Here is a 21,723-nt window from a genome sequence, read left to right on the forward strand (position 1 = left end):
CATGAGTAAGAGAATTGTTGTTGACCCGATCACCAGGATTGAAGGTCACTTACGGATAGAAGCTGATATTGAAAACGGGAAAATAAAAGACGCTTACAGCAGCGGTACCATGGTGCGCCTGCTGGAAGAAATATTACAGGGCCGCGACCCGCGCGATGCCTGGGCCTTTGTAGGCAGGGTGTGCGGGGTATGTACCTCTATCCACTCCTTAACATCGGTACGGTGTGTGGAAGATGCACTGGATATTACCATTCCGCCAAATGCCGAACTGGTGCGAAATATCATGTTTTGCACCCAATATATCCATGACCACGTGGTACATTTTTACCACCTGCATGCCATGGATTGGGTTGATGTGGTAAATGCACTAAAAGCTGATCCGAAAAAAACTTCGGAACTGGCACAAAGCATTTCGCACTGGCCAAAAAGCTCGCCTGGCTATTTCAGCGACATCCAAACCCGTATTAAAAAATTTGTAGCCAGTGGGCAGCTGGGTATTTTCTCCAATGGCTATTGGGGCCACAAAGCCTACAAACTGCCGGCCGAAGTAAACCTCATCGGCCTGGCACATTACCTTGAAGCGCTTGAGTGGCAAAAGGAAATCGTAAAAGTACATGCCATTTTCGGCGGTAAAAACCCGCACCCTAACTATTTGGTAGGCGGTATGGCCTGCGCCATCAACCTTGATGATGTGAGCATGATCAATGCAGAGCGTTTGGCTTATGTGGGCCAGTTATTACAGGATGGAAAAGATTTTGTTGAGCAGGTTTATATTCCTGATTTGATGGCCATTGCTTCGTTCTATAAGGATTGGGGCGCCATTGGCGGCGGGTTGGGTAATTATTTGGTGTATGGCGATTTGCCAACCAATGGCTACCGCGATCCATCCGCCTATAAATTTCCGGGCGGCGCTATACTCAATAAGGATGTAAGCAAAATTTATGATGTTGACTTGAGGAAAGATGACGAAGTGCAGGAATTTATTACCCACTCCTGGTATGAATACGCCGGGGGTGATGATAAAGGTTTGCACCCATGGAAAGGCGAAAGCAAGGTGAAATACAGCGGCCCGAAACCACCGTTTGACCACCTGGAAACTGATAAAAAATACAGTTATCTTAAAACACCAAGATGGAAAGGTCACGCCATGGAAGTGGGGCCTTTAGCCAGGGTGCTGGTTGGTTATGGACGCGGCAGACCTGAATTTAAAGAAGTGGTTGACAAAGCGCTGAAAGATCTGAATGTTCCGATCACAGCACTGTTCTCCACGCTCGGCAGAACTGCCGCCCGCGGCCTTGAAAGCAGTTTGACCGCGCAATGGGGCCTCGACTTTTATAACCAGTTACTGGCCAATATCAAGGCAGGTGATACCCGCATGGCCGAAATGAGCAAGTTCGATCCGGCTACCTGGCCAAAATCAGCTTTCGGCGTTGCGCATACCGAAGCACCACGCGGCGCACTGGGCCACTGGATCAATATCCAGGACGAGAAGATCGCCAACTACCAGCTGGTGGTTCCAACAACATGGAATGCGTCTCCACGGGACAGCAAAGGCGGCATGTCAGCTTATGAAGCAGCGCTGATAGATACCCCCGTTGCTGATGAAACGCAACCGCTTGAAATATTAAGGACCATCCACAGTTTTGACCCGTGTATGGCCTGCAGCGTGCATTTGTACGACGAAGAAGGCAAAACAATCAATAGGGTAAGTGTATTGGGCGATTAATAAAAAAACAATATTATGGCAAACAAATATTTACATATCGCCCGCTTACGGAGGGTATATGTGTGGGAAATGCCGGTAAGGTTTTACCACTGGTTAAATGCGCTCGTTATTGTTGTTTTAATCATCACAGGCTTTTATATCTCCAACCCGCTTGGTCTGTTAAGCCATAACGATGCCTCGCACCAATATACAATGGGCTGGTTCAGGTACCTGCATTTTGCGGCTGCTTATATTTTCTTTTTTAACTTTTTATTCCGGCTGTACTGGGGCTTTGTGGGCAATAAATTTGCCAACTGGAAACAATTTATCCCTACATCAAGGCGATTTTTTAAGGAAATGTGGGCCGTATTTAAAATTGATATCCTGATGCTGAAAAAGAACGGCAAAGAGCAGGACCATTTAAGCATCGGCCACAATGCGATGGCCGGGTTTATCTATTTCTTAACCTTCATTGCCTTTTTGGTACAGTGCTTAACCGGTTTTGGTTTATATGCCGGGATGTCATCCTGGTGGCTGCCAAAATTATTTGCCTGGGTTCCGGCCATGTTTGGCGGCGATATCCTTACGCGGCAAATCCACCACTGGTCTATGTGGTTCTTCATCCTCTTCGCGGTGATCCATGTTTACCTCGTCTTCTACCATGATTATGTCGAAGGCCGCGGCGAGATCAGCAGCATGGGCGGCGGCTTTAAATTTATTGAAGAAGAAATGTTTGAAAAGAATGCACACCAAACACCAAACCCCGAAAAGAAAGCAAAATGAAAAGATATAATGGTACATTGATACTCGGTATAGGGAATTACCTGATGGGTGATGAAGGCATTGGCGTGCATGTTGCCCGGGTGCTTGAGGAGGAGGAATTACCCGATGGAGTTGATGTGCTGGATGGCGGCACCGGCGGGTTTTACCTGCTGGAGTATTTCGAGTTATACAAACACGTTATTTTAGTTGATGCCACGCTGGATGGCAATGCCCCCGGCACCATCCGTTTAATAAAGCCCAGGTTTGCTGCCGATTTTCCGCCTGCCATGAGCACGCACGATATTGGTTTAAAAGACCTGGTAAGCGCCTTGCAGGTTTTGGGTAAAATGCCCGAAATTGACCTTTTTGTGGTAAGCATCGAGTCCGTACAGCAACAGGGCATCGAGCTTACCGCAAAAATTGCAAGCGTAGTGCCCGATATTATTAAAGAGATCAAATGCCTGCTCCATCTGAATGATGAGATCCTGGCAGAACCTCCATTTGGCAACCTGGTAAATATGCCCTAACGTGGAAACCTATCATATCCATATCAACGGCATAGTGCAGGGGGTTGGCTTCAGGCCGATGATTTATCATTTGGCAAAAAAACTGAACCTGAACGGATATGTGAAAAATGACAGTGATGGGGTAAATGTTATTTTTAATGCTTCGTATGATGAAGCGGATGCATTTTTTAAAAAAATAAAACTGGCTGCGCCTGAGAAATCAAAGATTATCTCGGCTAAACTTTTTAGCGTACCTGACCAAAATTATATTGATTTTACCATACTGGTTGAAGACAATAATGCCTGCGAAAAACAGGTGTTATTATCACCGGATATGGCCCTTTGCCCTGAATGCAGGGCTGAATTATACGATACCGGCAACCGCCGGTACCGTTATCCTTTTATTACCTGTACCCAATGCGGCCCGCGATATTCTATTTTAAAGGGCTTGCCTTATGAACGGCATACTACGTCAATGCAAAGTTTTACCATGTGCAATAACTGTAGTAATGAATACCATGATATCAGCGATCGGAGATTTTTTTCACAAACCAATTCATGCGCAGATTGCGGGATAAGTCTTAGTATTTACCGTGATATCTCCACGATCATTTCAAGCGATACAGAAGTTGTTTTGTCTCATATAAAAAAGGGGCTTCAACAGGGAAAAATTCTTGCTGTGAAGGGCATAGGCGGGTATTTACTACTTTGCGATGCCAATAATTCCAAAGCCATCTGTATCCTTCGAACCCGGAAATACAGGCCATCCAAGCCATTTGCTATACTCTATCCGGGTATTAAAAGTGTTCAAAATAGTTTTGAATTAGATGAACAGGAAAAGGCTTTACTGGAAAGCCCGGCGGCGCCTATAGTTTTACTGGTTCCCAAACGCGGGGCATTTTATGAGATGGCTGTAAAAGACATTGCTCCGGGTTTAAAGCGCCTGGGGGTGATGATCCCCTATAATCCCCTGCTGGAGTTAATCTCAGCTGATTTTGGTGGACCATTGATCGCCACCAGCGCGAATATATCCGGCTCGCCGATTATTTATAAAGATGACGACGCCCTTAACTATTTGTTTGATATTGCCGATTACGTGGTTAGCAACAACCGGGAGATCATCATCCCGCAGGATGACAGTGTGGTGCAGGTTTCCAAATATACGCACCAGCAAATCATTTTCAGGCGCTCAAGGGGGTACGCGCCATCTTTTTTGGATTATCAACCCAAAACCAAACAGTGCATCATGTCAACCGGTGCGTTTTTAAAAAGCTGTTTTGCCCTTGCCGTAAACGGGAATGTTTTTGTTAGCCAGTTTTTGGGCAGTGGCGAAAGTTTTGAATCGCAGCTGATGTACCGGCAAACCCTTGAACATTGGCTCGGTTTGTACGGGGTGAAACCGGAGGTTATTGTTGCCGATAGGCACCCTGGATATTTTTCTACTGAATACGCGATTGAGCTGGCCGAAAAGTTTGATGCAGAAGTAAAACTGGTGCAGCACCACGAGGCTCATTTTGCGGCTGTACTCGCCGAAAATAAGCTCATTAAAAAAGAGGAACCAATTTTAGGGGTGATATGGGATGGCACAGGTTTGGGTACGGATAGAAATATATGGGGCGGCGAGTTTTTTAAATACGAACATAACCAGATGGAGCGCGTTAACCATTTTGATTATTTCCCTACTGTTGCTGGTGACAAAACCGCGATGGAACCACGCATTGCAGCGCTATGTGCCATCAGCGAATCGGGCCATCAACCCTCCATCCTAAAAGAAAAATTCACCAATGCCGAATGGAATAATTACCATGCGCTGATCAGGCACGCTAACCTCTATACCTCATCGGCCGGCAGGATCTTCGATGCGGTCGCCTCCCTGGTGGGGATTTGCGACAAGCAGAGTTATGAAGGTGAAGCGGCGATGTACCTGCAAAGGGCGGCTGCAGTATATGTCATCGAAAATGGTTTCCACATGGACGAAACTTATATTAAAGAGTGGAAAGCAGCTGGACCCGTACCCACCACTACAATGATCCGCAATATTTTAGCGGATATTGCCAGCGGAAAGTCTGCGAGCTATGTTGCTGCCAAGTTTCATTATACGCTTGTTTGTTTGATAGGAGTTTTAGCTGACAGGGCAAACACAAAACATATTTGTTTTAGCGGCGGCGTGTTTCAGAATGCGCTGCTGGTCGATTGGATAAAAACCGAATATGAAAATAAATATCAGCTGTATTTTCACATCAACCTGTCGCCCAATGATGAAAATATTTCTTTCGGGCAAATGGTGTATCATGACAATGGGATAAAAAGCAAACCCATCGACGGTACAGTTTCTAAAAGAAAAATAAATAAAGAAGATATTAACGATTTGTACGATTTAGCGTTATGAAGTATTTATCAGAATTCCGCTCACCGGAAATTGTGGAGGCCTTGCTGAAAGAGATAAGGGAGACCGTAAAAGGAAACTGGAATATTATGGAAGTATGCGGCGGCCAAACGCATTCGCTGGTAAAAAACGGCATCCTGAATATGCTGCCGTCCAATATCCAAATGGTGCATGGGCCGGGCTGCCCGGTTTGTGTTACGCCGGTCAACCTGATCGATAAGGCGGTTCACCTGGCGGTAGCGCATAAGGTGATCCTGTGTTCGTATGGCGATATGATCCGCGTTCCCGGGAGCGGAATGAGCCTGCTGGAAGCAAAATCTAAGGGCGCTGATGTCCGCATTTTATATTCACCGCTCGAAGCCGTTAACATCGCTAAAGAAAATCCTGAACGCGAAGTTGTTTTTTTTGCTGTTGGATTTGAAACTACCGCGCCTGCCAATGCCCTCTCGGTTATCCAGGCGTACCAATCCGGGGTAAAAAATTATTCTATCCTTACTTCGCACGTGTTGGTGCCACCCGCAATTGAAGCCATTATGAGCGACAAGGAGTGTGAAGTTGATGCCTTTTTAGGGGCCGGCCACGTATGTGCCATTATGGGTACGAGCGAATACTACCCGATAGTTGAAAAATATAAGATTCCTATCGTTATTACAGGTTTTGAGCCTGTAGATTTATTAGAAGGTATTTTGGCTGCCGTAAAGCAACTGGAAAAAGGCGAATATAAACTGGAAAATCAATATACCCGCATCGTTGAGGCAGCCGGAAATACCAGCGCCATTAAAGCCATTGACCAGGTATTTGAAGTTACCAACCGCGAATGGCGCGGTATCGGTGAAATAGCGGCCAGCGGCTACGGCGTAAAAGATGCCTTTAATGCTTATGATGCCATTAAAAAGTTTAAGTTTGATATGGCTGAATCGCATGAAGATCCAACTTGTATGTCAGGCGACATCATGAAAGGAAAGATCAAGCCGAACCAATGCCCCAACTTTGGCATAAAGTGTACCCCGGTGCAGCCCCTGGGTGCGCCGATGGTAAGCAGCGAGGGAGCCTGCGCGGCTTATTATTATTTTAACATGGCGGTAGAGGAGGTCATTTAGTCATTGGGTCATTAAGTCATTTAAAGTTTTTAATTTTATTCACTATTCACAACTCACCAATATGATCCTCTCCTGTCCCTTACCAAAACTCGATTTTGATACCATTAACCTGGGGCATGGCAGCGGCGGTACTTTAACCAGCCAGTTGCTGGATGCAGGCGTATTCAAATTGCTTGAAAACGAACTGCTCAACAAAAAACATGATGGTGCTATTTTTAACCTTGATGGCAAAGTAGCCATGAGTACCGATACCTATGTGGTTTCCCCCATATTTTTTGAGGGCGGAAATATCGGCGATTTGGCCATCAACGGCACGATAAACGACCTGGCCATGTGCGGCGCTGCCGCAAAATACCTTACACTGGGGTTTGTGCTGGAAGAAGGTTTAAAAATGACCGAATTTTGGGAGATATTGCTTAGTATAAAAGCAGCTTGCGACGCTGCCGGGGTAAATATTGTTACCGGCGATACAAAAGTGGTTGAACGGGGAAAAGGCGATAAGATCTTTATCAATACCACCGGCATCGGCACAGTGCACCCAAAAGCAAATATCGATGCCGAAAACATTAAAGCCGGCGATAAAATTATTTTAAGCGGCCCCTTGGCCAGGCATGGCATCACTATCATGAGCCACCGGCAGGGCTTGCAGTTTGAAAGCACTATCAGCAGTGATACCCGGCCGCTCAATAAAATTATCCTGTCGCTGCTGGATGAATTTGGCGAGAACATCCACTTCCTGCGCGACCCGACACGCGGGGGCCTTGCAACTGTTTTGAATGAAATTGCCGCAGGTGCCAAATTAGGAATCGACATCGCGCAAAAAAACATGAGCGTAGAAGAAGAGGTAGCCGGCGCCTGCGAAATGCTGGGGCTCGACCCTATGTATGTTGCCAACGAGGGCTTGTTTGTCGCCGTTGTTGATGCCACGGTGGCCGAAAATATATTAAGCAGGCTGAACGAATGGGAACACGGCGAAATGGCACGCATCATAGGCGAAACGACAACCGATCATCCCCGCCAGGTGATTATGAAGAGTTTGATTGGCGGCCGCAGGGTAGTAAATATGCTGCCAGGCGAGCAACTGCCAAGAATCTGCTGATAAAATCGATATTAAAACAATTAACGACAACCAAAACCACCTGAAAATATGTTCACTTTTCCACTTTTGCTTACCATATACGCCGGCTTCACCCACGCTTTTGAAGCCGACCATTTGCTGGCTGTCACCAATATTGTGTCCAGGCGTAATCATATCTGGCTCTCTGTTAAAGATGGTATTTTCTGGGGGCTGGGCCATTCGTCAACCATTCTGTTGATCGGTGTGCTGATGATCATGTTTAAAGTGGGGATATCTGAACATAGTTTCCATTATTTTGAAGCTACCGTGGGATTGATGCTTATCGCGCTGGCAGTGTACAGGCTGCAAAAATTCTTTCGCGGCAAAAAACTCATTATCCATACCCACGGGCATTTACACAGCCACTCACATAGTCATAGCGCAGACGAACACAAACACCTGCATGTACATTTTGCACCGAAACAAAATTTTAAGCATACCCAATTGCATGTGCACACGCATGATCATTCGCATAAACTGGCCTATGGAGTAGGGTTGGTGCATGGCCTGGCAGGCAGCGGCGCACTGGTAGTACTGGTTATGGCACAGATCAAAAGCCCGTTTGACGGATTGGTTTATTTGGTGATCTTCAGTGCGGGCTGTATAGGAGGGATGCTGGTTGCAGCAGGGCTTTTCAGTGTGCCTTTCTCAAAAAAACTGATCCAGGCGCCCGTTTTGCAAACGCTGCTTATTGTAGCCACATCGGTACTTTGCCTGGTTTACGGCGGCAAAGTAATTTATGATAACATCATGTTGTTGTGATCTTTTAGGCTGGTTCTTTATTGATAGCCCATCGCTTGTAATTGAAACAATTCGGCATAGCGCCCGTTTTTTGCGAGCAATTCTGCGTGAGTACCCATTTCTATGATCTCACCTTTTCTAGCACGATAATCCGGTCTGCTAATCTTGCTGTTGAAAAACGATGCGAGATCAATACGGCTGATTTCCCTTTGGTCATTTGTGCGAAACGCTGGAACACCTCGTATTCGGCCCGTGCATCCAAAGCTGCGGTGGGTTCGTCCAGTATAAGTAGCTGGGCATCTTTCATATAGGCCCGGGCCAGCGCTACTTTTTGCCATTCTCCGCCGGATAATTCAACCCCGTCGTTAAATCTCCGGCCAAGCCATTGTTCATATTTATGCGGTAATTTTTCGGCAAGCATATCGGCCAAACTTTCCCGGGCTGCCTTTTTAATCAGTTCCTCATTTTCCAGCTCTCCTATGTTTCCCACCGCTATATTTTGCGATAACGTCATCTGGTAGCGCAAATAGTCCTGGAAAATAACCCCGATATGAAAGCGCAGATCTTCAATAGCATAATCTCTTATATCAGCGCCATCCAGCAAAATTCTGCCCTCGGTAGGGTCGTACAAGCGCGCCAGTAACTTAACCAGCGTAGTTTTGCCCGCCCCGTTTTCGCCCACCAGCGCCAGCTTTTCGCCGGGATGCAGGGTGAAACTTAAGTGACGGTTGGCCCAGTTTTCTGAGTTCCGGTACCTGAAACCTACATCCTCAAACGTAAAACCCTGTTTAATGGGGTATGGAAAGGGCAATGGTTTTTCGGCGACTTTTATTTTAGGTTTGATCTCAAAAAACTCTAAAAAATCATTCAGGTAGATGGCTCCCTGTGATACCGTGGTAAAGCGTGATAGCATACCCTCCATCAAACTGCGTAACTGCCTGAAAGAGCCGGCAAGGAAGGTAAGATCGCCCACGGATGTTTTACCGTTAATGGTTTGAAAGATGATAAATACATAAGCAGCATAATAACCGGCACTCCCCAGTACGGAAAAAAAAGTTCCCCAGGCAGAACGCCTTACAGCAAGTTTACGGTTATCAGTATAAAACTTATCCGAAAGTGTTTGAAAGCGGTTAATAACAAATTCAGCCAGGTTGAAAATTTTGATCTCCTTGGCGGTTTCGTCGCTTGCGCCCAGGTAGCGGGTATAGTCCAGTTCGCGGCGTTCAGGCGTCTGGCTGCGGGTTAAAGCATAGTTTTGATTATTAAAATAAGATTCTCCCAAAAAAGAAGGAATGATAGAAATCAGCAGCAGTAAAATAAGCCATGGGTTAAAGGCCAGCAGACCCGCCACCAGGAAACCCATCGAGATCATATCCTGTACCTGGCTCATCACCTGCGACAGCAATATAGTTCGGCCCACGGTTTGCTGCCTTGCCCGCTCCAGTTTATCGTAAAAAACCGAATCTTCAAACTGGTCCAGGTCGAGCGTTGCAGCATGCCGCATAATACGCATGGAAGTATAGTTTGAAAACAGGTCTCCCAATAAACTATCCAGTAAGTTAATCATGCGGTTTAATCCGTCGGTAAGGATCGCTAAAGCAAACTCAATGGCCACCAACTTCCATAAATAGTGATGATCAGTATCCCCGGTATGCCGGTTAAGTGCAACCACCTGGTCAACAATCAGCTTGCCAACATACAGCAAAGCTACCGGCATAGCCGAACGGATAATACGCAGAATAAAACTTAAGGCCGTTTTACCCGGGCTGCTTAGCCAAACCAGTTTAAAAAAATGCGGCAGGTTGCTTAATGCCGAAAGCCGTTGTTTAAAGGTGAGTTTTGAATTGTCGATCGTATTTCTTTTCGCCATGCTGTTTAAATGCCCGGATAATATAGCAAAGCTATAATTAATATAATAACCGGTAAGGCACATCTTTGCTTTTGACAATCCGGTGCAGGAATAAAATACATTACACTTTAGTTGTAATTAAGCCCAAATCAGTTGCCAAACATTACAACTCATTTTTATGTAAAATCTTCATTTGAACGAATTTTGAGCTGTTTTTTTACAGGAAACTGACTTATGTACTTAATTGGTCAAAAAATAAAACACTGTTAATCAAACGATTGAATGAATGTGACATTCAGATGAAACGGTAAGTGTGTTTTGTGATGTTACTTTGCTCCGTGTTTAAAAAACACCTATACAAAATAACATATACGAACATGAAAAGTACATTAAAAATTTCAGCCTTAGTAGTAGCTTTTGCCGGATTGACATTGGGCGCAAAAGCACAAACCACCACATCAACTTCAACCAAATCTGCCGGTTCAAACGGTGTGGTTTTAAGCGTCGGCGTTGACGCTGGTCTTCCTTCAGGGAATTTATCAAACGGATATAACTGGAATATTGGTGGTTCATTACAAGCCGATATCCCTGTTGCGGAGCAATTATTTGTAACCATTAACGCCGGCTATAACAGTCTGCAGGGTAAAACCGACGCATACGGAACCGGCCTTACAGCTACCAACATTCAGCTGCTACCGGTAAAAGCGGGTTTAAAATTCTTCCCTGCAAATCATTTCTATGTACAGGGCGAAGCAGGCGCAGCCTTTGCTTTAAACAAATCTGATGTAGGTTTTGACAAGAGCGCCGCGTTCATCTATGCGCCGCAGGTTGGTTACCAGTTTCCCGTTGGTGGCAAAAGCTTTATTGACGCAGGTGTACGGTACGAAGGCTCAACTGACTTTGTTAGCAAGAACAGCAATAGCCAGGTTAACTTTTTTGCCCTGCGCTTAGCTTATGCTTTTGGTACCAGGTAATTTTTTACAAACTATTAAAAACAATGAAAAGGGCCATGCGCCCTTTTCATTATAACACAAAAAGCCATGTATGCAGATAAATTTACCTATCCTGTTTTAAAAGTGATCATAGCATCACTGTTGCTGATTTTTAATATCAACCCCCTTTTTGCTCAGGGTGACTGGCAATTACGCAGCGACAAGGAGGGCATCCGGATCTATACCAGCGCAGTGCCCGATTCAAAAGTTAAAGCTATTAAAGTTGATGCCGAATTTAATGCTGACGCTTCGCAATTGGTGGCGCTTATAATGGATGTAAATTCTTCCCCTGCCTGGGTTTACCATACCAAATCAGCTGCCATAATCAAACAGGTATCGCCCTCTGAGCTTTATTACTACTCGGAAGTTAACCTGCCATGGCCGGCAACCAACCGCGATTTTGTTGCGCATTTAACCGTCAATCAAAATCCTGATACCAGGGTGATCACTATTGATGGCCCGGCAGTATCCGGAATGGTTCCCGTAAAGCAAGGCATTGTCAGAATTGAACATTCTGTTGGCAAATGGGTTATCACACCCGCAGGGCCCGATAAAATTAAGGTAGAATACACCATACACGTAGATCCTGCAGGCTCGCTGCCATCGTGGCTGGTAAATATGTTTGCCACCGAAGGGCCAATAAAAATATTTAAAGGTATCAGGTCGCAATTACAAAAAACAGTTTACCGCAATACCCAACTGGCATTTGTGGTAAACTAATCGGCCTTTGCGTATGCCAGTGGCAGGCTAAAGTAAAAAGCTGCCCCCTTGCCAATTTCACTCTCTACCCAAACCTCGCCGTTATGGCGGCGGATAATTTCGGCCGATAAATAAAGGCCAAGGCCAAAACCCGATATTTGCTGGGTTTGCTCATTTTCAACCCTGAAGTACCGGCCAAATAGTTTTTCCTGGTCATAAATGTTTACACCAATGCCTTCATCCTTAACACACACCTTCGCCATGCCGTCAGATTCGGTACATATCAGTTTGATTTTTTTGCCGCTGGGCGAGTATTTTACAGCGTTATTAATAAAATTGTAGATCACCTGGCCTATCTTATCGCGGTCGGCATAAACGCTCAGCACAGGGCCGGGCATTATCGAAATCTCATGACTCGTTGTTGTCAACAGGAAATCTTCTGCAATTTCGTTGATCAGGTCATTTATCTCAAAAGTTTGTTCATTCAGGTAGATTTTTCCCGCTTTAAAAGTTGATGCATTCAAAAAACCATTAATTAGGGTAATCATTTTTTTTACCTGCGTGCTGGCTTTTGCCAGGGCGTTAACTGCAAATGTATCTTCAGCTTTTTTTGCCCTTGCAGCAAGCATTTGTATATATGCCTGCAATGAGGTAAGGGGCGTTTTAAGTTCATGGCTCGCCATGCCAATAAAATCATTTTTTCGGAGTTCATCCTGTTTATGGATAGTAATATCATGCAAAACGCCCGTAAAATAACCCGGTTTGCCGTCGATATCATAGGAAATGTTTCCTACGCCCTTTATCCAGCGCAATTTTTTGTCGTGAAACCCCCTGATCGGGAATTCAACATCACATTTGGCGCCATGTTGAAGGCTATCCTCAATCGCGCCCTTTACCAGCGACTGGTATTCAGGGTCGATTTGTTTGATGACGGCTTCATAAGTCATTTGGTCGTCTGCGTTAAAGCTAAACATCTCTTTAAAGCGTTGCGACGGCGCAAATTCCCTGGTTTGGATATTGATGGAGCCTATTCCCATTGCCGCTGCGTCTATCGCAAGGTTCAGCATTTTGTTGCTGGTGTCTAATTCCTGCTGTATTTTTTTTAATTCAGTAATGTCATTAAAGGTAACGATGGCGCCGTTCCTTTTCTGGTCGGCCTGCTGTATATACGGCATCGTCATGATCTGGTACCACTTGCCATTGTTTGTTTCAATTTCTTTCGTCACAACACAACCTTCAGTAAGTACCCTTTTGATATCATCAATAATGGTTTCAAATTTGATATTTGTTGAAATATTGCTCAATGGCCTGCCAATATCTGATTCAAGCAGGTTGATCTGCTTTACCGTACCGGGCGAAAATTTCATCAGCAGCAAATCATTGTCAATAAATAACTGGCCGTTGATGTTACTCCTGAAATAATTATTCAAATCATCATTTATTTCAACCAGCTCCTTGTTTTTTAATTGATAGTCTGAATTGATAGTATGCAGTTCTTCGTTAACCGATTGCATCTCCTCGTTGGTGCTTTGCATCTCTTCATTTGCAGAGATCAGCTCTTCATTAAAGGATTGCACGTTTTCATTATAGGCATCGAGTTTTTCATTGGAAGAGCTGAGTTTTTCTTTAAGTTCTTTTACCTCTTCTTCAAGGTCGATGACATATTGATTAAGGTAGATCTTTTCATCAAGCGGGCCGTCGTTTTGCAGTGTTACTATTGATTTATCCCGGGTAAAGGTTACTAACAATAGTTTCCCCTCTCCCTTTACTGCCAAAGGGCTAACCGATAGGTTTAAGCGGGTAATCAACTGGCCCTGTTTAATTTTTATCCCTTTGCGGCTGGCTTTTTGGTTGGTTTGTATAGCTTTTTTACCCAGGGTGCTGAAAGCAACAGCAAGGGGTTTGGGTAATAACTCAGTAAGGTTTGATACGAAATGTTTTTGAATTAAATATTTTGTAGCATCACCATATGATTTAACAACATGATTGTTTTCATCAACACAAACAGCAAAATAATCCAGGGCGTCCGCCAGGCTTTCGTGCATTGCTTCTATGACCGGATTAGTGTTTTTAGGTGTTGTTTCCGGCGAAAACCGGGGCGGGGGGTGCTTGGTATCCAGCAGGTCGGGCATTGAAAATGCGTCGAAATTAATGCCTTTTTTTGTTTCCAGGTTTTTATATATTTTCCATTTTTTACTAACCACTTCCAGGTTTTTAATAATGGGCATAGGGTTTTCGCTGGAGCCTAAAAACAGGTAGCCGTCTCTTTTTAGCCCAAACAGCAGCATTGCAAATATCTTTTTTTGCAAAACCGGCGCCATGTAGATCAGCAGGTTTCGGCAACTGATCAAATGCATATTGCAATAAGGCGGGTTTTTCACCAGGTCGTGCTGCGCGAAGATCAGCATCTTGCGAATGGCCGGGCTTACCCGGTAATTGTCTCCTTCTTTTAAAAAATATTTTTCAAGCCGCTCAGGCGATACGCTTTTTAAAATACGCGCATTATAAACGCCCTTGCCGGCGCGAACCAGTGCAACGCTATCTATATCCGTAGCGAAAATTTTTACGATCGTATCTTCCAGCCTGCCGGCCAATTGTTCCGCTAATAGTATAGCCATTGAATATGCTTCCTCGCCGGTGGCACAACCCGCAATCCACATTTTCAACTCTTCATCCGGTGATAAACTTTTGATGATGTCAGGCAGTACCCGGGTTTGCAAAAACTCGAATGCGTCTTTGTCACGGAAAAAAGAAGTAACGCTTATCAGGAATTCCTTGGCAAGGGCGTTTACTTCTTCCGGTGTCACTTTCAGGTAATTAAGGTAACTTTCAAGTGTTGTGAAATTACCGTAGGAGGCCCTGCGCCTGGTTCTTCTTAATATAGTTGCTTGTTTATAATCTGAAAAATCATGTGGCGATTTTTCTTTGATCAGCTCGATGATCGCTTCTAAATTCTTTTCATCATTCCGGTGATCGGTAACCAGTTCTCCTTCGTGTTTTACATATTCTTCAATGGCGTCGGGCATTAATGCGGGCTCTAAAATAAAATCTACCAGGCCGGTAGCAATGGCATGCGAAGGCATGCTGCCAAACTCCGAAGTTTCGGGGTCACGTGCAATTGCCATGCCGCCTGCTTTTTTAATCGCTTTAATTCCTTCAGTCCCGTCAGAACCCAGGCCGGATAAAACTACGCCAATGGCTTTTTTGCCGAAATCTATGGCAAGTGAATTAAAAAATTTATTGATCGTCAGGTGAGGGCCCTTAATATTTACTTTATCGGTTAAAAAAAGGGTTCCTTTGCGTATTGTCATAAACTTATCGCTGGGGATGAGATAAACCTGGTTTGACTTTACGGCCATGCCATTTTCGGCTTGTTCTACAATAAGTTTACTGTGCCTGGCCAATAACTCAACCATCCGGCTTTTAAAATCGGGCGAAAGATGCTGGATAATGACGTAAGATACCCCATCTAAAGGCGTGTGATCAAAAAATGAAATAATCTCTTCCATTCCTCCGGCGGATGCGCCAATTGCAATAATATGATGGGGGGTAATAATTGGCATACAAAGTTTTAAAAAGTCAGGCAGTGGATTCAGAAAAAAATTCTGAAAGGGTAGGAACTATTATCAAATATATAACAATTTTTTTCAGGAAAAGCAAACCGATACGTATTACCGCCTGTATTTTATAGCGATAGGTTGTAGAAGTGCATAAATAACACGTTAACAATAAAAAAGTTTCAATTATATGTTAATATTCCCGCGCTGTATAAAACCTATAAAAGCTTTTTAAAATTTACAAATTGGTATTCATAAAACTTTATTTTAAACAGTTTTTATTACCATATTTGAAAATCTGATCCACGTCAGTTAATTAAAAATAAAAACCAATTTTTATGCAAGAATTAGATCCTGCCGTACTAAATAAGGTAAATTCATGGCTGCAAGGTAGCTATGACGCTGATGTTAAACAACAAATCCAAAAAATGCTCGATGAAGGCGCGTATACAGAATTAACCGATTCATTTTACCGCGACCTGGAGTTTGGAACCGGCGGCCTGCGCGGTACGATGGGCCCTGGCAGTAACCGGATCAATAAGTATACCATTGGCGCGGCCACACAGGGCCTGGCCAATTTCCTTAAAAAAACATATCCCGGCGAAAAGATCAAAGTGGCCATCGCACATGATAGCCGCAATAATGCAGATCTGTTTTCGCGTATCACTGCCGAAGTTTTCTCAGCAAATGATATTCATGTTTATTTCTTCAAGGCACTGCGCCCTACACCTGAACTTTCCTTCGCCGTCAGGCTGTTTGGCTGCAAAAGCGGTGTAATGTTAACTGCCTCACATAACCCCAAAGAATATAACGGCTATAAGGCATACGGCGACGACGGCGGCCAGTTTGTTTTTCCGGCAGATAAAGCGGTAATGGACGAAGTTGCTAAGATCAGCAGCATTGACGAGATTAAATTCACGCCCATTGAATCTAACATCGAAGAAATAGGGGAGGAAGTGGATCAGCTTTACCTGGATAAGATCACCGCCCTGTCGGTATCTCCTGAAGCAATTAAACGCCAAAAAGATCTGAAGATCGTTTACTCACCTATTCACGGTACCGGGATTACCCTGGTACCCCGGGCCCTGAAGCAATTCGGCTTTGAAAATGTGATCCTGGTGGAAGAACAGATCACTCCTGACGGCAATTTTCCGACGGTGGTTTATCCTAACCCGGAAGAAAAAGAAGCATTAACCCTGGCGCTAAAAAAAGCGCAGGAAGTGGATGCCGACCTGGTGCTGGCCACCGACCCGGACGCCGACCGTGTAGGTATCGCGGTAAAGAATACCAATAACGAATTCATATTGCTGAACGGCAACCAAACCGGCGCCATGCTGATCAATTACCTGCTGACCGCCTGGCAGGAAAAAGGTAAACTAACCGGAAAAGAATATATTGTTAAAACGATTGTTACCACCAACCTGATTGAGGCTATCGCTAAAGCTAAAAACGTTAAATACTATAACACCTTAACCGGCTTTAAATATATTGGCGAGCTGATGACCAAATTTGAAGGCAAACAAACCTTTATAGGCGGCGGCGAAGAAAGCTACGGTTATTTAATAGGAGAGCTGGTGAGGGATAAGGATGCCGTAGTTTCCAGCGCCTTTATTGCCGAAATGACTGCTTATTATAAAGACAAAGGCAGCAGCTTGTTTGGAGCGCTGATTGATACTTATATCGAATACGGTTTTTATAAAGAGAAACTGATCTCGATCACCAAAAAAGGAAAGACCGGCGCCGAAGAGATCAAAGAAATGATGGAGAAATTCCGTACCAACCCGCCAAAAACATTGGGTGGTTCAGCCGTCATTACGTTAAAGGATTACGAAAAAGGCATTGAAACTGATTTGGCGGCAGGAACTACCAGTAAGCTGCAGCTACCGGTTTCTGACGTATTACAGTTTATTACTGCCGATGGCAGCATCATTTCGGCGCGTCCTTCAGGAACGGAACCCAAAATCAAATTCTATTGCAGTGTGAACGGCAAACTGGCCAGCGCGGCAGCTTATGCTGAAACCGATAAACAACTGGATGCCAAGATAGACGGGATTATTAAAGACCTGGGGGTTTAAACAGCTTTTGTTGAAAATTAACAAATCCCGGGCATATTGTCAGGGATTTGTTGTTTATGGGCAATAAATTTGGGCGCCTGTTATAACTTATTTAAACTGATATAAAAAGTAGTGCCCCTGCCCGGCTCAGATTTTAAAGTAATAGTGCCGTTAAGCGCCTTTACCAGCTCTTTAACCGTTGATAAGCCAATGCCCGAACCTTTTTTGTTATACCGGTCGCTAAGCTTTAAGGTGAAATTATTGTTGAATATCTTTTCGTGGTATTCCATGGCTACACCAATGCCGTTATCCTCGATTTCAAAAAGGTAGTTATTTTTATCTTCACTAAACCTGATATTGATAACGCCTTGTTCCTTATCGTTATAGCGGATGGCATTTGTAAGTAAATTGATAAATATCTGGTCAATTGCGATGGATGAAATGTTCAGTTGCCGGTTTTCTGCAGGTACCTGTATCGTGAAATTGTCCGGAACGTTAATCATGCCAATCACTTTCCGCATCATTTCCGGCAGGTTTACTGTTTGTTTTTGGGTTAAAAGCAGCGAGGGCGATTTGGAATAAGCAATCATGTCATCCAGTAAAGCCATTAAGCATTTTGTTGAAGTAATGTTGAGGTCGATCAGCCTTTCGCAACTTTTGTCATCTATTTTCTTCAGGCGCATTTGTAATGCCTGTGCCGTAAGTAAAATACTGGTCATTGGGTTTTTAATATCATGAGCAGCCATGGCGGCAAATTTTTGGATAAACAGGTTCGAATCGATCAGCTCCTGGTGGATTTTTTCCAGCGCTATCACTTTTTTTCTCAATTCCAGTTTATCAACTATTTGTTTGGCAATTATTTTTAAAGCGGTAGTTTGGTCATTGGTCAGTTGTTTCTGATGCTGGTCTATCACGCAGAGTGATCCCAATGCAAACCCGTCTTCGTTTACTAAAGGTACTCCTGCATAAAAAGTCATTTGGGTATCACCGGTAACCAATGGGTTTTTCGCAAAACGTTCATCGTGGCGTGCATCCTCTACAATCAAAATATCAAGGTCAGACACAATAGTGGTTGCGCAAATAGAAAGTTCAATAGGCGTTTCTGTTTGTGTTATCCCCTTGCGTGATTTAAACCATTGTCTTTTATCATCAATTAAACTTATAAAAGCAATGGGCGTTTGGCAAATGGCTGAGGCCAGTACCGTTAAATCGTCAAAGTCTTTTTCTTCGGCAGTGTCTAAAATATTGTATGATTTAACTGCCGCTAGCCTGCCTTCTTCGTATGTAGTGGTTGAGGATGATAACATTAAATTTGATTGAAAGAGCAGTAGTAGTGAGAAATTAAAGATAATGTTTAAATAAGCGTATTGATTTTATATTATTTATTAATAATGATTATTATTTGACAGATACTCATCTAAAAAAATAAATCAATTGTTGACTATCTTGTGTTTAAATCGCTTTGTCCAGCTGCTGTTTAATTTTTGTAAGTAAAACGTCCAGGTCAAATGGTTTAGCCAAAAAATCATTCGGGGCGCCTTGATGTGATAATGCTCTTTCAAGATCATAATGGCCTGAAATTAATATAACCGGAAGATCACGCATCCCGTCATGATTTTTTATAGTCCTGCAGATCGTCAGGCCGTCAAGGCCGGCCAGCATCACATCCATTAAAACCAGCCCGGGATTGAATTCATTGATCGATTCAATTACTTTTTCACCGCTTGACAGGGCTTTAACTTCATAGCCATTGTCCTCAAGCAGTATGGCAAGCGTTTCAAGTAAACTGGTATCGTCATCAAGAATCAATATTTTTTGGCACATAATCAGACTATAGACTGGCAGAATAGCTTAACGCGGTGCCAAATTCAAATATTCGGTAGGAATTGTGGTAAGGTACGTAATAATAGACCCTGCCCGTGCATATATGCTTTTATATATTTAAAAAAATGGATAATGGAATGTTGGAAATTGCTTTTGCCGTATTTAATAAGTAATTATGTTTTTAAAATGTGGATTTTGTATCGCGCACCGAATAAAAATCAAACAAATGCCAACGCCTAAAATAACCCGCCGTTCGGCCCTTCAATTAATAGGCGCCTCCGCAGGTGCAGCCGCAGCCGAAAAAGCAATACCCAGTCCCGTTAAGGCCGTATTGCCTGTCACGCACTCTTATGTTTTATGTTTGAACATGGCCACCATCCGGGGCCATAAACTGGGTTTTGTAAAAGAACTGGAAACAGCCGCTGCAGCGGGATTTCGGTCGGTGGAGATCTGGGCCGATTCGCTGCAGGAGTATTTAATCCATGGCGGTACTATCGGCGAAGCCAAAAAAAGGCTGGATGATCTGGGCTTGAAAGTGGAGGACCTGATCAGTTTTAACAAGTGGGTGGCAGATGATGCTGCCACGCGTAAAGACGGGCTGGAACAGATGAAACGGGATATGGAACAAATGGCCATCCTTGGCTGTAAACGCATCGCCGCTACAGGTATGGGAAGCTCCAATGCCCCGGTACCCGGCCTGGATGTGATTGCCCAACGTTACCGCACCGTTTTAGAAATGGGCGACCAAACCGGCGTAGTACCCCAGCTGGAAATGTGGGGCTTCCAAAAAAACATGAGCAATGTTGCCGAAGTAATATACATCGCGATGAAAAGCGGCCACCCGTCTGCACGGGTTTTGCTGGATATATTTCATTTATATAAAGGCGGTACTTCTATAAATACCTTGCCGCTGATGGACGCTAATGCCGCGGAGATCCTGCACATGAACGACTACCCGGCAACGCTGTCATCAGCTATAATTGAAGATAAAGACAGGATCTACCCAGGCGATGGCGTTGCGCCTATAGAACAAATCCTGCAAATTCTTCTTAAAAACAGGAAAAAACCGTTGGTGCTCTCCACCGAAGTATTTAACGCAGCCTATTATACGCAAGACGCCTTAACCGTGGCAAAGACGGCGATGGAGAAGATGAAAAGGGTAGTTGATAATCGTTAATTAAAGCACTTCTCGGTAATATTTAATAATTTTAACTTATGAAAAAATCAATTGTGCTGCTCTTCATTATTTTGCTATTTACTTCCTTTACCACCCACAAAGAACTTACCTGGATGGCTATCGGCGACTCAATTACCTATATGAACGGGAGGCCGGAGCTAAGTAAAAATCGTATTTCAAAGGGTTATATGGACGATGTTGTTGAGCAGTTACCCTATGTGCATTTTGTAAACAACGGGCACTCCGGCTGGACGGCAAAAGCCATTGCCGATAACATCAATAACCTCAATTTGGTAAAATCTGACATCTATTCGGTATTCCTTGGAACAAACGACTGGTGGACCTGTTTACCCATCGGTACTTTCAGCGACTATGAGAATAACACAGGCAACCAAACCGTTTATGGGGCATACCGAACTATCATTGATAAGATCCGCAGCCTGAACGCGGAGGCCGTAATTATATTGATAACTCCTTTACACCGGACGGATTATGTGGACCTGAATAACCCGTCTGTTTTCATACATGGGGATTATAATCCAAATAAAGATGGCTTATACCTGTCGCAATACGCCGACGCTATAAAAACTATAGCTAGTGCCGGGCATTTGCAAATAGCTAATCTTTATAATAAAAGTGGTATAACTACCAAAAACGCTGTTAATTTTCGCCGCCTGCGCAATCCCGCAACCAACACGTATAAAAATTATACCTATCCTGCTTATATTTCTATTCCATATAATCCCGCAACCGACGATTATCCTTATCCACCCGAAGCGATGAACTGGGTTTATGACGGGCTCCACCCTTCAGACAAAGGTCACCAACGCATCGCCGATATGCTGGTTAAGATCATGAAAAAATATTAGCTTAACGCTGCAGGTCAACAGGCCTGGGTTAATGCCCGAATCGGAGGGGGGAATAATTATGGATGATCTGTCCCGCTTACCTGTTTTAAGTTATCAACTACCTGTTAATAACTTAAAATATAAAGCATATATTAATAGCTCTATTTTTAAGAAATTAAACACCCTTGCGCCTGAATGAAATCGTTGGAAGCTTTAAATTTGGAATTAAGTGAGCTTAATCTCGAGATCAGGAAATTGCTCCTGAACAAAAATAGCTTCCGTGAGGGACTTTCTGATAAGATAGCAGTTGTTACTACTATTTCCACACTTCGGGAACGAATTGTAACAATCCAGCGCGAAATAAGGCAAATTACCGACGGGGACAAATATTGAGTTATTATTAAAT

17 protein-coding genes are annotated in these 21,723 nt (G+C 43.9%); 13 read left to right on the forward strand and 4 right to left on the reverse strand.

The features are described 5' to 3' along the window. Window position 1 precedes the first annotated feature (1 nt). The 7 genes from MgSA37_RS08170 (at window position 2) to MgSA37_RS08200 (ending at window position 8,338) form a co-directional block, all read left to right on the forward strand. The gene (locus MgSA37_RS08170) at window positions 2-1,726 is read left to right on the forward strand and encodes a nickel-dependent hydrogenase large subunit (protein ID WP_096351105.1); all 1,725 of its coding nucleotides are present in this window, start codon (window positions 2-4) and stop codon (window positions 1,724-1,726) included. A 15-nt stretch (window positions 1,727-1,741) separates the two neighbouring features. Further along, window positions 1,742-2,488, forward strand: a complete 747-nt coding sequence (gene cybH / locus MgSA37_RS08175; protein ID WP_096351106.1) for a Ni/Fe-hydrogenase, b-type cytochrome subunit — start codon at window positions 1,742-1,744, stop codon at window positions 2,486-2,488. Continuing rightward, complete coding sequence (locus tag MgSA37_RS08180) at window positions 2,485-2,994, forward strand: hydrogenase maturation protease (protein WP_096351108.1); 510 nt, start codon at window positions 2,485-2,487, stop codon at window positions 2,992-2,994. The genes cybH and MgSA37_RS08180 overlap by 4 nt, the downstream gene beginning before the upstream one ends. Window position 2,995: 1 nt before the next feature. Continuing rightward, window positions 2,996-5,362: a carbamoyltransferase HypF gene (hypF, locus tag MgSA37_RS08185; protein ID WP_157750494.1), complete on the forward strand. Its 2,367-nt coding sequence runs from the start codon at window positions 2,996-2,998 to the stop codon at window positions 5,360-5,362. Further along, window positions 5,359-6,459 (forward strand): hydrogenase formation protein HypD, encoded by a 1,101-nt coding sequence (hypD, locus tag MgSA37_RS08190; protein ID WP_096351111.1) that lies wholly within the window; start codon window positions 5,359-5,361, stop codon window positions 6,457-6,459. Before hypF ends, hypD begins: the two co-directional genes overlap by 4 nt. Window positions 6,460-6,520: 61 nt before the next feature. Then, on the forward strand, window positions 6,521-7,558 hold the full coding sequence (hypE, locus tag MgSA37_RS08195; RefSeq protein ID WP_096351112.1) for a hydrogenase expression/formation protein HypE: 1,038 nt from the start codon (window positions 6,521-6,523) through the stop codon (window positions 7,556-7,558). Between the two features lie 48 nt (window positions 7,559-7,606). Beyond that, window positions 7,607-8,338 (forward strand): HoxN/HupN/NixA family nickel/cobalt transporter, encoded by a 732-nt coding sequence (locus MgSA37_RS08200; RefSeq protein ID WP_183475978.1) that lies wholly within the window; start codon window positions 7,607-7,609, stop codon window positions 8,336-8,338. 100 nt (window positions 8,339-8,438) lie between these two features. Here MgSA37_RS08200 and MgSA37_RS08205 read toward each other — a convergent pair whose 3' ends face one another. Further along, entirely contained in the window at window positions 8,439-10,187 is a 1,749-nt protein-coding gene (locus MgSA37_RS08205; protein ID WP_232010810.1) for an ABC transporter ATP-binding protein, read from the reverse strand. 356 nt (window positions 10,188-10,543) lie between these two features. Here MgSA37_RS08205 and MgSA37_RS08210 point away from each other — a divergent pair, with 356 nt between their 5' ends. Beyond that, a complete protein-coding gene (locus MgSA37_RS08210) occupies window positions 10,544-11,140 on the forward strand; it encodes an outer membrane beta-barrel protein (RefSeq protein WP_096351114.1) in 597 nt (198 codons plus the stop codon). Between the two features lie 66 nt (window positions 11,141-11,206). Continuing rightward, the gene (locus MgSA37_RS08215; protein WP_096351115.1) at window positions 11,207-11,878 is read left to right on the forward strand and encodes an START domain-containing protein; all 672 of its coding nucleotides are present in this window, start codon (window positions 11,207-11,209) and stop codon (window positions 11,876-11,878) included. Here MgSA37_RS08215 and MgSA37_RS08220 read toward each other — a convergent pair. Further along, window positions 11,875-15,420, reverse strand: a complete 3,546-nt coding sequence (locus tag MgSA37_RS08220; protein WP_096351117.1) for a chemotaxis protein CheB — start codon at window positions 15,418-15,420, stop codon at window positions 11,875-11,877. The two genes, MgSA37_RS08215 and MgSA37_RS08220, sit on opposite strands and share 4 nt — an antisense overlap. A gap of 332 nt (window positions 15,421-15,752) precedes the next feature. On the opposite strand from MgSA37_RS08220, the gene MgSA37_RS08225 reads away from it, so the two are divergent. Next, on the forward strand, window positions 15,753-17,489 hold the full coding sequence (locus MgSA37_RS08225) for a phospho-sugar mutase (RefSeq protein WP_096351118.1): 1,737 nt from the start codon (window positions 15,753-15,755) through the stop codon (window positions 17,487-17,489). A gap of 80 nt (window positions 17,490-17,569) precedes the next feature. Here MgSA37_RS08225 and MgSA37_RS08230 read toward each other — a convergent pair whose 3' ends face one another. Continuing rightward, window positions 17,570-18,775, reverse strand: a complete 1,206-nt coding sequence (locus tag MgSA37_RS08230; RefSeq protein WP_096351120.1) for a sensor histidine kinase — start codon at window positions 18,773-18,775, stop codon at window positions 17,570-17,572. A 145-nt stretch (window positions 18,776-18,920) separates the two neighbouring features. Continuing rightward, window positions 18,921-19,292, reverse strand: coding sequence for a response regulator (locus MgSA37_RS08235; RefSeq protein WP_096351121.1), 372 nt, complete (start codon window positions 19,290-19,292; stop codon window positions 18,921-18,923). Between the two features lie 226 nt (window positions 19,293-19,518). Between MgSA37_RS08235 and MgSA37_RS08240 the strand changes: the two genes are divergently transcribed. From MgSA37_RS08240 to MgSA37_RS08250, 3 genes are all read left to right on the forward strand, one after another. After that, on the forward strand, window positions 19,519-20,469 hold the full coding sequence (locus tag MgSA37_RS08240) for a sugar phosphate isomerase/epimerase family protein (RefSeq protein WP_096357340.1): 951 nt from the start codon (window positions 19,519-19,521) through the stop codon (window positions 20,467-20,469). A 38-nt stretch (window positions 20,470-20,507) separates the two neighbouring features. Next, on the forward strand, window positions 20,508-21,338 hold the full coding sequence (locus MgSA37_RS08245; RefSeq protein WP_096351123.1) for an SGNH/GDSL hydrolase family protein: 831 nt from the start codon (window positions 20,508-20,510) through the stop codon (window positions 21,336-21,338). 174 nt (window positions 21,339-21,512) lie between these two features. Then, window positions 21,513-21,710 carry a hypothetical protein gene (locus MgSA37_RS08250; protein WP_096351124.1) on the forward strand — a complete coding sequence of 66 codons (198 nt, stop codon included), beginning with the start codon at window positions 21,513-21,515 and terminating at the stop codon, window positions 21,708-21,710. The last annotated feature ends 13 nt before the right edge of the window (window positions 21,711-21,723 follow it).

The sequence above is a fragment of the Mucilaginibacter gotjawali genome (assembly GCF_002355435.1).
Taxonomy (GTDB): domain Bacteria; phylum Bacteroidota; class Bacteroidia; order Sphingobacteriales; family Sphingobacteriaceae; genus Mucilaginibacter; species Mucilaginibacter gotjawali.